Source organism: Paenibacillus silviterrae (genome assembly GCF_030167925.1).
In the GTDB taxonomy this organism is placed as follows: domain Bacteria; phylum Bacillota; class Bacilli; order Paenibacillales; family NBRC-103111; genus Paenibacillus_G; species Paenibacillus_G silviterrae.
Window position 1 is genome coordinate 1,343,746 of the sequence record NZ_JASKUT010000001.1, and the last position, 13,483, is coordinate 1,357,228.

10 protein-coding genes and 1 pseudogene are annotated in these 13,483 nt (G+C 49.9%); all 11 read right to left on the reverse strand.

Annotated features, from left to right (window positions below; translation table 11 throughout):
* Positions 1–708: 708 nt before the first annotated feature.
* Positions 709–1,503: a DEAD/DEAH box helicase gene (locus QMO62_RS05830; RefSeq protein WP_284639316.1), complete on the reverse strand. Its 795-nt coding sequence runs from the start codon at positions 1,501–1,503 to the stop codon at positions 709–711.
* Positions 1,500–2,081: a DEAD/DEAH box helicase family protein gene (locus QMO62_RS33535; protein ID WP_372516708.1), complete on the reverse strand. Its 582-nt coding sequence runs from the start codon at positions 2,079–2,081 to the stop codon at positions 1,500–1,502. The genes QMO62_RS05830 and QMO62_RS33535 overlap by 4 nt, the downstream gene beginning before the upstream one ends.
* Positions 2,082–2,294: 213 nt before the next feature.
* Positions 2,295–3,127 (reverse strand): annotated as a pseudogene (locus QMO62_RS33540) (TOTE conflict system archaeo-eukaryotic primase domain-containing protein); the annotation flags it as partial.
* 102 nt (positions 3,128–3,229) lie between these two features.
* On the reverse strand, positions 3,230–3,625 hold the full coding sequence (locus QMO62_RS05845) for a type II toxin-antitoxin system VapC family toxin (RefSeq protein ID WP_284639322.1): 396 nt from the start codon (positions 3,623–3,625) through the stop codon (positions 3,230–3,232).
* The gene (locus QMO62_RS05850; protein WP_284639323.1) at positions 3,622–3,855 is read right to left on the reverse strand and encodes a hypothetical protein; all 234 of its coding nucleotides are present in this window, start codon (positions 3,853–3,855) and stop codon (positions 3,622–3,624) included. Before QMO62_RS05850 ends, QMO62_RS05845 begins: the two co-directional genes overlap by 4 nt.
* 562 nt (positions 3,856–4,417) lie before the next feature.
* Positions 4,418–7,603, reverse strand: coding sequence for a glycosyl hydrolase (locus QMO62_RS05855; protein WP_284639325.1), 3,186 nt, complete (start codon positions 7,601–7,603; stop codon positions 4,418–4,420).
* A gap of 25 nt (positions 7,604–7,628) precedes the next feature.
* A complete protein-coding gene (locus tag QMO62_RS05860) occupies positions 7,629–8,663 on the reverse strand; it encodes a sialidase family protein (protein ID WP_284639327.1) in 1,035 nt (344 codons plus the stop codon).
* 3 nt (positions 8,664–8,666) lie between these two features.
* The gene (locus QMO62_RS05865; RefSeq protein ID WP_284639328.1) at positions 8,667–9,614 is read right to left on the reverse strand and encodes a dihydrodipicolinate synthase family protein; all 948 of its coding nucleotides are present in this window, start codon (positions 9,612–9,614) and stop codon (positions 8,667–8,669) included.
* Between the two features lie 99 nt (positions 9,615–9,713).
* A complete protein-coding gene (locus QMO62_RS05870) occupies positions 9,714–11,360 on the reverse strand; it encodes an extracellular solute-binding protein (protein ID WP_284639330.1) in 1,647 nt (548 codons plus the stop codon).
* A gap of 89 nt (positions 11,361–11,449) precedes the next feature.
* Positions 11,450–12,334 carry a carbohydrate ABC transporter permease gene (locus QMO62_RS05875; RefSeq protein ID WP_284639332.1) on the reverse strand — a complete coding sequence of 295 codons (885 nt, stop codon included), beginning with the start codon at positions 12,332–12,334 and terminating at the stop codon, positions 11,450–11,452.
* A 12-nt stretch (positions 12,335–12,346) separates the two neighbouring features.
* Positions 12,347–13,210 (reverse strand): ABC transporter permease, encoded by an 864-nt coding sequence (locus QMO62_RS05880; protein WP_284639333.1) that lies wholly within the window; start codon positions 13,208–13,210, stop codon positions 12,347–12,349.
* Positions 13,211–13,483: the final 273 nt, after the last annotated feature.

Genomic DNA, 13,483 nt, shown 5'->3' on the forward strand with positions numbered 1-13,483 from the left:
TTGCTTTACAGCCTCTTTTCCAGCTGCCAAATCCACCTTTCTAGGATTGAAAGGGTTCATTTCTTTAGCAATGGCATCCGGGTCAATGACAGTTCCAACGGGTTCTCGCATTTACTTGCTGATCATACTTTTACTTTCACCATTGGTACCTGCAAGAATGGTTTGCACATTCGTATGATTATTCATTTAAAGCTATTTCTTTTCTGTTTCCATATTCATCATAAACAGTTTCGAACTTCTCTCCGGTTGCAGAATTCGCGAATTCGAAAAGGTTCCCATACGCTACCCCATAGAGGTTTAATGATATAGAAATTGGAAACAATAACCTCCATGGACGCAACCCATAACTTCTGGGAACGCAGGATAATTATGTCACCGTACCGATAAATAGCGAAAGTCTAATACAGAATATATATTATGTCAACTAATTTGAAAGTCAGGTGTACCATTGACTATCTTCTTCATGTGTCTTTTTTTAGTATAAAAACATTCCTGTTTGAACTTTACAAAGTCTCTAATATCCGCTTCAGTTTGAATCCATTCCCCTCCCTACCAAAAATATAACAAAAATCTCCCAAGAAACTCTCGAGAGATTCCTACTAAAGTCACATAATAGTGATTATGTAACTAATTTTATTATACGCACAGCATAGACGTTATCTTTAGGGTGAATGTTCGAACGGAGACTGGCGAGCGCCTGCCGTTCTTTTAAAGCTTCATCCCGTGATAGCCCATAGCTTGATATCCTTTTACTCGTTTCTTATACATTGCCATGAGGATCGGCACTTGTATATCCACATAATCATAAATTTGAACATCTGTTTTATTTTGGTGGGCTCGATGAAGTCTACCAGCATATTGTTGAAGGGTTCCCTTCCAAGAGATAGGATGAACTAGAAACAGCGTATCCAAACGTGCATCATCAAATCCCTCTCCTATTAATTTTCCAGTCGCTATAAATACACGTTCTTCCGTATCCGGTATAGCTGCGATTCTATCCCGCAAAGCTTCACGCTGCCGTTTTCCCATACCGCCGCGAAGAACAATGACATTTTTAGCAAAACCCTTCAATCGGTTCTCAAAATATTCAACGTGTGCGGTTCGTTCTGCTAATAAAACAGGAGATCTCCCCTGATCCAAAGCTGTAAGCAAATCATCAAAAATTTGGTTATTACGTTCTTCGCTTTGAACCAAGAGTTGGTATATATCTTGGATTCCGCCAATATTTTCATTAGAATGTAAACGAAAATTTGTATAGCGTGGAATCACTTTATGATCAATTCCACGATGTTGCCCCTGTGTTTTAGCATCAATTTTTATTCGAATCGGACCACATTGCATAAATACGATCGGTTGATGCCCGTCTTGCCGCACAGGAGTTGCCGTTAGACCCAAAACATATTTAGCAGTTACTTTTTTAAGAACTTGTTCGAAACTGAAAGCTGATACGTGGTGACACTCATCTATAATGACTTGACCGTATTCCTGAACATAATCTTTCACAGTACCTTGTTGTTCAAACTTTGGATGATAGCAATATCAATGATCCCTGTTCTCTTTTCTTTACCACCTCCAATGATTCCGATATTCTTCTTTTCAATAGATAAGAAGGTAGAAAGTCGCTCTCTCCACTGATCCATAAGTTCTCTTCTATGGACTAAAATCAGCGTGTTTACCTTTCTTGAGGCAATAATCGAAGAGGCAACAACTGTTTTACCGATTGCCGTTGTTGCTGATAATATTCCGTTATCGGTTGAAAGCATAGCTCTAGCGGCTCCATCCTGTAACATTGTTAATGTTCCACTAAAAATAACGTCTACAAAATGGCCAGTATTACGTTTGTCTTTAACGATAGCCTCGATCTGATGGGAGTTGAATAAATCAATTAATTTTTGATAACAACCTCTAGGAATGGCGATATGTTTTGTAAAATCCTCAGAACATCCTATAACCCTGGGCTTTCCGTACGTAGGTAACCTCATGGCTTGTGTTTTATAAAAGTCAGGATTTCTAAAGTTGGCTAATCGTCCAATTCTATTGATAAAAACAGGGGGTAGTCCATGTTTTTCGATATAGATCATATTGGCTAATGTAACATGGATTTGTGAAGGTAGATTATCCGTAATAATATCTTGCTGATTCGTGTTTTCTTTTTGCCACGGTTCCTCCCCATGTGCCGATTCGTTCCAATCGATACTCAGAGTGGAACCTCCCTTGGTAAGCTTAAAAATGATATCTTGTGCCTGGTTTGTGGATATTTTTTTAATACGAGCTAAGAAACTCCACTGATCATCAAATGGTTGAAAATTTTCATCAATAAATACGCTATTCCCCTCTTTGCGAGGTGCACCTTGTAGGGGTAAAGCAATTAGGTTGCCAAAGCCGCCTTTTGGGAGTGTATCTTGATTGGGAAATAATCTGTCGTAAGATTCTAATGGGATCTGATAGCGATACTCCATTGCTCTGGTCAAAATGGCAGAACCCAATTTTCTAGCAACACTTGATTCTATGGGACTTTCAAAAAAGATCCATATATGCCCGCCATTTCCCGACCGAGATCTTTCAAGAGCGGCAGGTACTCCATATTCCTTACAGGTTTTCATTACAACAGAGACATCATGTTTCCAGTTTTGTTTATCAAAGTCCATTGCATGAAACCAACATGTTTCGTCCTGTAACATTGGATAAACACCAATCGTTCGATTCGTTTTTGCATCGAGATGTTTAGCAATAATATCATCTGTGACCGGTTCAAATGCTTGATGAGCACAGTCGGAGCACTTTGTTTGTGGTTTCTTACAAATAAATGTCCATTCATTTTGACACGCCGGAGAATACCCCATTTACCAGTCTTATTGATCCATCGTACTGGGTAAACGTTGTCCCTGCCTCTAAATAGCGAACGGAATAGTTCGATTTTTTCATTAGGACTGGAATATTGATGAATTGAAGGTTTTGGAGTAACTTCAACAACGTTTGACGTCTCAGCAATCTTATTTTCATATATTTTTGATTTTTCTTCTTGTGTTCCATATTTTGATAATTGTAATTTTAGCAGTTGATTTTCTTGCTTAAGGGCTTCTATTTCTTTTAGCGCCTTTTCAAGTTGATGTTGTAGTTCAATCATCTAACTCCTCCGTAATGTAAACAAAATGTAATGTAATTTTTTTCACATACGTTTCAAAGCAAAAAGCCGTTAACTAATCAAAGTTACGGCTCGAGCAAACATTTATATTTTAATTAAAGAAATTTCGAGTTCATTTTGAATAAAATTCATATCCGTATCTCTTGATACTAAGATAAGTTCATGAACACTAGCTGTCGCGATAATAAGGGCGTCTGGAGTTTTTAACTTTCTACCCTTGCTGTTCTGGTCCCTGCGGATGGAACCAGCTAATCTGGCTACTTCAGAAGAAACTTCTAAACATCTTTTCGTTGAAAAGAGCTTTTCTGCTCGAAGTTGTTCTTCCGGCCTAAGCCCGGCAAAAACTTCACATACTGTAATTGTCGAGAAGTAAATTGGTGTTTTATCTCGGGAGGTTTGCTTAGCAAACTCGATAACATCTTCTTCGTTTATAAGTATTGCAATTGCAATATTTGTATCTAATAAATATCCCCTACTCATGTACCCCATTCCTCACGCGACCTGTTTACTTGGTCAAGGAGCTCCTTGCCCCTTTCAGGAGAAAGTGTACCAGCTGCCTCAAGTAAGTCGTCTATGGAGTAGTCCTCATCTTGGGCTTCTACCGTTTGCTTCTCGAGATCAAACAATACCCGAGTATGTTGTATATTTAATTTTTCAAGAATAGATTTAATGGCAATAGTTGTTTGTTGATCGATTTTTTTGGGGATCATGTGTATCCCTCCGAATAAGTGCTTTTTTATTAATTATAACATAATACTTAGATTTTCAATAATGTAATTCAACGAGTACTCCTTCATCTATTTTGATTTCGAACTTCTCACCGTTTGCCGTTCATGAATGCGTTTGCCTTCCATTATATAATAAATGGAAGCCCCAGCCTTTTGGGCTTCAGCCCGAGCAGATTCTCCTGCCCTCTCGGATAAATTATGATCGCCTCCAGAAACCTGACTAAATCACCGCGGTCAAACTAGATTACCATACTTCATGTCCCTTCTTAACCGATCTGTATCTCGTTTTGAACTCGGAATGAAGATCCCACCGATTCCCGGGGACGGCACGATAATTATGTCCGTCACGATAACTCGCAAAAGACCAAAACAGAATATATATTATGTAACCTATTTTGGGTATCAGGTGTTACCAATAAGAAAAACCTGATACCCTCAAATCGCTCGACAGTCGGTGCACAGGCGGCACTTCGAGTGATTCCCCGAATTCCGCCTCTGCCAAGCAGCATTTGGAACCTTGCCGTTTACCCCCCATTTATACAGTTCAGATACGGCCAATCAGTTTCACCTGGCTGAATAGTCCGTACGGCTGAACGACATAGCCTGAAGTGTAACCTCTGCCCTCCTTGCGGAAGGAGCTCCAGCTTGTAGTCTCCGTATGCCCCTCAGCCTCATGGAAGGGCCCGAACATATTGCGCGGACTTCCCATCACCTCGATGTCAAGCCGGTTGGCGCCAGGCTGCAAATACGACGTAAGATCGACGCCGTCCGCCGCTTTCCACGGCACATGACCGGCGGTTTCACCGTTTACCCTGATTTCGACGGTCGCTGCCGACCACTCGCCGAGCAGAAGCAGCGCCCGTCTTCCCTCCTCCGGTTGATAATCGAAATCGGCATGATAAACGATGCTTCCGTTATAATGCGTGTACCCTTGCAAGCACCAATCTCCAGTAAGCAGGCTGTCCGGCTCGGCAATGATGCTGCGGCTGCGGTCCAGTGCAAACTCACCGATTAGATAGCAATCCTCCAACTCCATTGCCTGATGATAGCTGCACCACAGCTCCAGCTCGTTGACGCCGGAGCGGATCCCCGACAGACGGACGCAATCCATGGATCGGTCCACGAACCATCCGACCGGTTCGTTCGACTGCTCGATGCCGTTCAGCACGATGCGGAATTGCTGCGAGTCTTCGACGACAAGCTGAAGCCCGCTCTCCGGCACCGCTGCCACCTCAAAGCTCAGCTTAAGCGAAGCCGTCGTACCGTTGCCGGGATGCGGTTGATGACTCCATTTGTAACGCTGAGTGCTACCGTTGTAATAAACCTGCCTCATACCGAGCTTCTCGCGGATCTCACGTTGTGCCTGCCAAATGTCCATCTCATCCGACCAGCCGTCTTTTTGCCCCGGTTGCTCGGCTGCAGCTGCATCTTCACTTAGCTGGTAAGCACAGCGGTCAAGCGTCAGCACGTTCGGCTGCGTGCGGCTGAAGCGGAAGGACGGGCCAAATGCCGTGTACAGCATATCGCCTTTCACTGACGGCAAGGACGGCCAGCCCGTACCCATCGCCTGCGCCCACTGTGCAGCAGTCTCGGGGCGCTCCCCTGCCTCTGCTTCAGCAGAGTCCGCCGACGGCACGATCACGTACAGCTTCGAATCCGCCGGTCCGAAGCAAGCGTAGAATCGGAGCCGGCCGTTCACGTTCTCGGCCTTCACCGCCGTGATTTCGCCCGTTAGCGGGTTCCATTCCTCGACGCGACCGAGCCGATCCGTCTCAATACAAACGTCATAGCTCATCTTTCGGTCGTTGTTGACGATAAACATGGAATGAAAATCATCGGCATCCTTCAATAAAGCAAACAGCTCCGGCTGCTCCGACCCATATCTGCTGCGAATGCTGACCGTACGGGGCATAATTCGCTCCAGCTCGCGCACAACCGCCTCCGCTCGTTCTACGGCGGTCACACGGGGATGATCGTAAAGCCGGCTCAGCTCCTCCGCCGATACCGCCCTTCCTTCCAGCATCATTGCCCACGGCGTCATCAGTACGATGCGGCCGCCCGCTTCCGCAAACCGATGCAGCAGCTCGAACGTGCTGCGCAGCATCGTACGGATCGGCGGCACGACCACCGTTTCGTAGCTTGCCAGCTGTACATAAAGCTTACCGTCCCGGACATCTCCCGCTTCGGCCATGATCGTTTCGTCGCCCAGGTCGAAATCGTAATGCGAGCCGAGCAGAGTCCGCAAAAAGGAATTAAACGAATAGCCATATGCGTCGATCTCGGGAATATTCCTGTCCTTACCCCTGGCTGCGCTCCCATAAGGATTCGTTCCAAGCAGCGACCAGGCGGTCGAAGCCGGATGCAGCACAAGAATGTCACGCACCGGTCGGCCTTCTGTCGTAACAGCCGCGATGCGGGCAAAGTAGTCTTCGATCAGCCGGTTATATTTCCACCAGCTCGTCTGGTAACCGAAGAAGGGCGGATAATCCCGCTTGCGGCAGCCCTTGATTGAATACATTGTCAAATGCTGGCTGCGCAAGTTGACTCCGAGCACATATTGCCAGTCGCCCATCCACTTCTGTCCCTCGAAGGTAAACTCCCAGCCCGCGCAGCCGTACGTTTCGGAGATGACATAGGGACGGCCGTATTGATTCGCTACGCTAGTACATTGCTTCACGGTAAGCTGCTCATCCGTCTGCTCACACAGCATATCGATGCCGGGCACATGCTGATACCGGTAATGCGGCATAATCGAGCCGGCTACTCGCGTAGCGACACCAAGAGCGCTTTCCCATAAATAGTGGCCGGTAAAAGCGAGTCCATTCTCCTCGCACCATTCTCCGAGCTGCCGGGAGTAGGCGTCGCAAAACTGATCCGAAACCGTCCGCCAGTAATCATGCCGGGCCGCCGGGGACAGCTCCCCGTCAAAAAACAGGTAAGGCACGGTATCGAGCGGATCGTATCCGCGTTTGCCGGCAAAATAGTCCGGGAACGAATACGTCCACGGAATCCAGCCGCGTCCCGGCGTATACCGCGAATTGCGGTCGTGCACGCTCGGCTCGTCGGTAAACACCCCGGCGATCGTGTTCCCGAAATGCTCGCAGAATTCCGCTTTATACACCTCGTACGTCGATTCGATAAAAGCCCGAATCGTATCTGGATTTAAGTTGTCGGGGGGAGACTCGTCATTAAACCATTCGCTTGCGGCCGACACCTCGATCCGGAAGATAAGAAAGACCTCGCCTTCCTTTAACCTGCCTACGCCCGTCTTTCGCTCGCTGTCAGGTACACGCTCGCAGCGAATCAACTCCAGGCCGTCGATAACGGCGCGGAATACCGCCGCGATACGACCGTCGTTCTCATATTCCCCCGTGGCTACCTCGAGGGTCAGCCCCTTGGAGCGGAAGGCATCGCCTCTAGCCGGCACGCTGCCGCCCGCCGTTCCCGACGGCCAGCGGTCTTCGTCGTACAGCCACGCCTTCATGCCGAGCTGTCCGGCCTGCTCCACGGCCGTACGGACAGAATCCATCCACGCCTCGCCCAAATAAGGCGTCTCCAGACCATCGCGCGAATGCATGAAAAATCCGCCCATTCCTTTCTCATGCATATCGGCTATTTGCCGAACCAGCTCCTCCCGCTCCAATTCGTCGTTCCAAGCCCAGAAAGGCACGGATCTTAGGGTGATCGCAGGCTCCCGGAACTGTTCCTTTACCCGTTTCCAATCCGTCACGCTGTCGTCTCCTCCTTCCATGGAATTAGGCTTCCAGCTCCAGACTCCAGCAGACGATCCGTTGACGTTTCCATGTGTACGTCACATAGATCCGGTTGCCGTCCGCGATCACCGCGGGGTACGAAAATTCGCCCGGCTCAATCGGCAGCTTATACGTCGTATACTCGCCTTCCAGCGCCAGCAGCTCCTCCCACGTTTCTCCGTTGTCTGTCGAGAAGCTGAGCATTAGCGGCATACGAGGTCCCTTGTACATGCCGACCGGGTTGTAGGCGAGAACGAGCGTGCCGTCATCCGTCTTCGCCAAATCGATGCCGCTGTTATTGTTCGGCAGATACGTCTTGTAGCAGGTCGACCAGGTGCGCCCGGAATCGTTCGAATCGCTGCGATAAATAAATCCGGACGTGCTGCGCATCAGCATATGCACCTGGCCGGGCTCCGATTCCCACGCGGTCGGCTGAATCAGCCCTGCACCCCGAACCATATGCTTCGCCTTGACCTCTGTCGGCACTTCGTCCGTGCTCCGCACGATCGGGGCCGGCTCGCTCATCGTCCAGGTCGCCCCCTGATCGTAAGACAAATCGGCGAAGACGCTCCAACCGCCCCTCTCCAGCGAAGCCGGTGCCAGCCATGTACCGTCGTGCAGCTCGATCAGCTTGTTCTTCACCGGACCGCGGCCCCCGACCCGATCTCCCGGTACAAGCTCAGCCGGCTCGCTCCACGTTTCCCCGTCATCGTCCGAGACGATGACTCGAGTATACCAATCTGCAATCGGCTTCCCGACCTTATAGTGCAGAACAATCCGGCCTTCGCAACTGCGGAACAATACCGGATTCCAATGCACGAGCCCTTCCTCGTCAGCCACCTTGTAGGGAGCCGACCAGACGCCGTCGGTCCGCTTTGAGCACCAGATGGCGACATCCGGCTCCCCCTCAAGAGAACCGGCAAAGTAGGCGACCAGCAGATCGCCGTTCGGCAAAGCAACGACCGTTGACGCATGGCAATTATGAAACGGACGCTCCTCCTCGAATAAAAATTGCTTCAGCTTACTTTTCAGCTTCATCGTTCACACACTCCCCTTTCGTAGGCTCTCATATTGCTCGCGATACTGCTGCGTCAAGGCGTACAGCTGCTCCACTTCCCGGCGGTTCGAATAGGTCAGCTTCGTACTGTCCTTGGTCCGCGTATGAAGCCCGACCGGCAAGCCTTCCAATTGCAAATAGTATTTGGCATTCACCGGGTACAGCTGATTTTCAATCACCGACGATAAGCCGAGAAAACTTTGCAGCCGCTCCGCCGCTTCAGGTAAACGATCTTGTAATTCAATCAGCCTGACATATAAATCCGGGTGAAAATTGGCCATAATGCCGCTGTACCCTTGTACGCCGAGCTTTAGGGTCTCCAGCAAAGTGGCCGTATTGGCGTTGTAAATATTCAAGTGGCTGGTTCTTACAGCATTCAGCTTGAGCCCGATCTGCTCCGTATGGCAGCAGGTATCCTTCAGGAACAGAAACCGGCCCGTATCCGCGCACCAGCCCAGCAGCTCGGGCGAGATCAGCCGTTTGTACGGGTATGGGCATTCGTAAATGCCGAACGGAACGTCCGGCACCGCCTGCAGCAGCTTCTCCGCATTCGCCTTCCAGACGTCGTCGGATTCCTCCGCCGAGGCAAGCCGGTTACTGACAAGCACAACGGCCTGCACGCCGGTGGAAGCCATCGCCTGCAGCTCCGTAATCTGGTCTGTGATCGAGTCCGAAACATGGCCCGAAGCGATGACCTGGACGCGGCCTTTCGCCTTTTCCACCACGAAACGGGCGATCGATCTGCGCTCCTCCAGCGTCAGGAAGAACATTTCGCTCGACTGGCATACGGCGAACAATCCGTCCACCCCCTGCCGAATGTACCACTCGACCAGCTGCTCCAGGGCAGTGTAATCGACTTCGTTCGAATCGGTGAAGGGCGTAATCATCGTGGGCCATACGCCCTTGTTTATCGTATTCACAGTTGTTTTCATTCATATCCTCCCTATAAGCCTGCTGTAGCGAAGGCGACGCCGTCTCGCCGTCCTCAGGGAAGGACGACATGCCGGACGCCGCTTTCACGGTTCACCATGTTATTTTTTCACGCGCGCCAGTGCCGTGTTATAAATTTTCTCGATCTCGTTCGCACCGGAATCGCGGGCTTTCTTCATAATCGCGTCGTATTCGTCGATCTTCTTGACGCCCATAATAAACTTGTCGTACTCCTGCTCCAGCATCGTATTGAGCGAGACGAGCAGCTCCTTCACGCGGGTCGACTCCTCCTTCGTAAGCGGCGGATCCATATACGGATCGTGGTACGCTTTGTCGTCTGCAATGATCTTCCAATATTCCTCATGCAGCGGACTCCAGCTGCCGAGCAGCTTCTCCGCCTGCACCTGCGGATCCATATTGGCGAACCATGGCGTAAAGCTCAGCTTGCCCGAGCCCAAATCCGAATACATCGCGTAGAACGGGGTCGGCTGTCCATCCTTGAACTTGGAGACATAATCGGCCTTCAGCTTCGGCTGCCCTTTCTCATCCAGCGTGTGGTGGACGCCTTCGATTCCGTAGCTCATCAGGTTGGACGCCTTCTCCGAATACATCCAATCGAGCAGCTTGATGAGTGTTTCCGGGTCCTTCGCCTTCGAGCTGATGGCGAACATTTTATCCGTAATCGTAGTTGCATAAAATTCCGCTCTCGCTTTGCCGGTTTTGTTCGTGGGGATCGGAATGATTTGGAATTTTCCGTCCGGAACCGCTTTCTTCAGCTGGCTCGTATAATCCATCGAGAAGCCGCTGTTATCCCAGAAGAAGAACGATTTGCCGCTGGTCAGCTTTTCCGTCCATTGCTGCTGTGTCGCAACCGCGTAGTCTCTATCGAGAACACCCATCGTATATGCCTTGTTGAAATAAGCTAGCACTTCCTTAAATTCCGGCGTTGCCGGTCCGAAGACGTAGCTTCCGCCTTTGACATCCTTGTCAAAATAAATGCCGTTACCGCCGCCAACCCCGGAGCCGAGCGGGTACGCCATCGTTTTGAACAGCTGGTGGATCGGGCCGCTGCCTTTCCGCACCGACCACGGTGTCGAATCGGGGTACAGCTTCTTCAGCTCAGCCAATACGTTTAAGAGCTCATCAGCCGTTTTGGGGATCGGCAAATTGTGCTTCTGCAGCAGATCCACGCGAATAATCGGACCGAAGCCGTTTTTCAGCTCGTTGCGCCCGATAGCCGGAAAGCCGTACAGCTCTCCCTCCGCCGTCATCTTGTGGATGTCAGGGTACTGATCCCAGAACTTTTTGAAGTTCGGCATCAGTCCTTTATCCATATACTGCTTTAGCGGAAGAAACACGCCGACCGATCCGAAATTGTTGACGTCAGCCATATCGATTTGAATAATATCCGGCAGGTTGTTGGTGGCGAGCAGCACTTTTTTCTTGTCGCTGTAGTTGCTGTTCGGCACCGTTTCAAATTTCAGTTTGATGTTCGTCTGCTTCAATATTTCCTGCTGCACGAACGCCATGTTTTTGACCGGCTGGTTGGGATGCTCCGGGAACGTGACGACGACCTCGCGCTCCTTCTCCGAGATTTTACCGCTTGCGGCAGGAGTCCCACCGTTCTGCGGGGTGTTGCCGGCATTGCCGGACGAACCGTTGTTGCCCTCGGAGCATGCGATGATACTGCCCGACATCATGATGGTTACTAACGATACGGATATGCATTTTGTCCATTTTTTATCCATACAAGAACCTCCCTATTGGTGTGTATGTTCTTTGACTGACATGAAGCCTACTTTCTTTGCCAAGCATTCCCCCTCTCGCGTATGCCTTCTTACCCTTTCAGTGCTCCGACCATAGCGCCTTTGACAAAATACTTTTGCAGGAACGGGTAAACGATAAGAATCGGAAGCACGGTAATAATGATGACTGCGAATTTATAGTTCGTCGCCACGACCCGGAAGCCCGACGTAGAGCTTCCGATGACCGACGTCTGATCGGCGAATTCTCCAGCGATAACAATATTGCGCAGCAGCACCTGCACCGGAAACTTGCTGCTGTCGTTCAGATAGATCAGCGCCGGGAAGAAGCTGTTCCAATGATGCACAGCATAGAACAGCACCATGGTCGCCATCACCGGCAGCGACAGCGGCAGAATGATTTTGTACAGCACCTGAATTTCATTGGCCCCGTCCAAATAAGCCGATTCCTGCAGCGCAACCGGAATGCCCTCGAAGTACGTTTTCATAATAATCATATTGAACGTATTGATGGCCGGAGGCAGCAGAAGCGCCCACATGGTGTCGATCAACCCGAGCTTCTGGACGACCAGATACAGAGGAATCAACCCACCGTTGATAAACATGGTTAGTGCGACCATCAAGATAAACATGTTGCGTCCGTACAGATCCCGCCGGGAAAGAGGATACGCGCAAAGCGCGGACATAATGATGTTGATCGTCGTCCCGAGCGCGGTGTACAACAGCGTATTGCCGTACGCCTTCCAGATCGCCGGATTGTTAAGGACGATTTGGTATGCGTCGAGCGTAATGTCCCTCGGGAAAAACTTGATGACACCCCGTGTCACCAGATTGCCGTCACTGATCGATACGATAAAGATGTAATACATCGGATACAATGTAATAAAAACAAGCAAGAGCAGGAGTAGGATGTTTACGCTGTCGAACAATCTGGATCCGAATGAAGTATGCTTGTTCATGGCCGCCTCCCGTTACCAAAGCCCGGTATCGTTAATTTTTTTGGACATGCGGTTGGCCCATACGAGCAGGACCAAACCGATCACGGCCTGGAACAGCTCGACCGCCGTCGCGTAGCTGAAGTCCGCGCCGAGCAAGCCTCTCCGGTAGACATAGGTTGAGATTACGTCCGCCGTTTCGTAGGTCGAGCCGTTGTACAGCAAAATAATTTTTTCATAGCCGATGTTCATCAGCCTGCCGACGTTCAGAATGAGCATAATGGAAATGGTAGGCGCTATTCCCGGCAGCGTAATGTGCAGCAGCTGCTTCCAGCGGTTCGCCCCGTCCATCTTGGCTGCATCGTACAGCTCTTCGTCCACGCCGGTCAGCGCCGCCAAATAAATGATCGAGCCCCATCCGATACTCTGCCAAATGCCCGACGATATAAAGATCGTCCGGAAATATTCCGGCTGCATCAGAAACTGGATCGGCTGCCCTCCGAGCCAGACGACCAGCTGGTTGATCAAGCCGTCCGTCGTCAGGAAATTGACGATCATCCCGCACACGACGACAGTCGATATAAAATGCGGCAAATAGCTGACGCTTTGCACAAACTTCTTCAGCCTCGCATGCTTCAGCTCGTTAAGCAGCAGCGCCAGTATGATCGGCGCCGGAAACGCCCAGAACAGCTCGTATACGTTGATAAGCAGCGTGTTACGGACGAGCTTCCAGAAGTAAGGGTCCTGGAGGAACTTTTGAAAGTGGACGGTTCCGATCCAAGGACTTCCCGTGATGCCCTTCACAATGTTGTAATCCTTGAATGCAATGATGATGCCGTACATGGGCCAATAATGAAACAGGATGTAATAAGTAAGCGGAAGAAAAAAAATGATGTACATGTAGCGGCTTCTTTTCACATGACGGAGGAAGGACTGGAACGCGCTTCCTTTGGATATGCGAACGGCCTGCTGAAGATTGGACTGCCTAATAGGAATCCCCCCTAATTGATGATGCGTTCCATGAGTCCGATTATAGGGGCGGCGCCAAGCGGCTGAAAAGCACCGATACCGGAACGGACGCTCCAATTTTCCCCTTTGCGGGGCGATGATTCATCTTTCTACCGGAGTGCAAATGTCCCACAAACCGTCTCCAGCCCTTGTGCGGCGCGGCTG

Coding starts and splice junctions, on each gene's coding strand:
- QMO62_RS05870 (WP_284639330.1), bottom strand. CDS start 11,360: ATGGATAAAAAATGGACAAAATGCATATCCGTATCGTTAGTAACCATC.
- QMO62_RS05850 (WP_284639323.1), bottom strand. CDS start 3,855: ATGATCCCCAAAAAAATCGATCAACAAACAACTATTGCCATTAAATCT.
- QMO62_RS05845 (WP_284639322.1), bottom strand. CDS start 3,625: ATGAGTAGGGGATATTTATTAGATACAAATATTGCAATTGCAATACTT.
- QMO62_RS05865 (WP_284639328.1), bottom strand. CDS start 9,614: ATGAAAACAACTGTGAATACGATAAACAAGGGCGTATGGCCCACGATG.
- QMO62_RS33535 (WP_372516708.1), bottom strand. CDS start 2,081: ATGATCTATATCGAAAAACATGGACTACCCCCTGTTTTTATCAATAGA.
- QMO62_RS05875 (WP_284639332.1), bottom strand. CDS start 12,334: ATGAACAAGCATACTTCATTCGGATCCAGATTGTTCGACAGCGTAAAC.
- QMO62_RS05880 (WP_284639333.1), bottom strand. CDS start 13,210: ATGTACATCATTTTTTTTCTTCCGCTTACTTATTACATCCTGTTTCAT.
- QMO62_RS05860 (WP_284639327.1), bottom strand. CDS start 8,663: ATGAAGCTGAAAAGTAAGCTGAAGCAATTTTTATTCGAGGAGGAGCGT.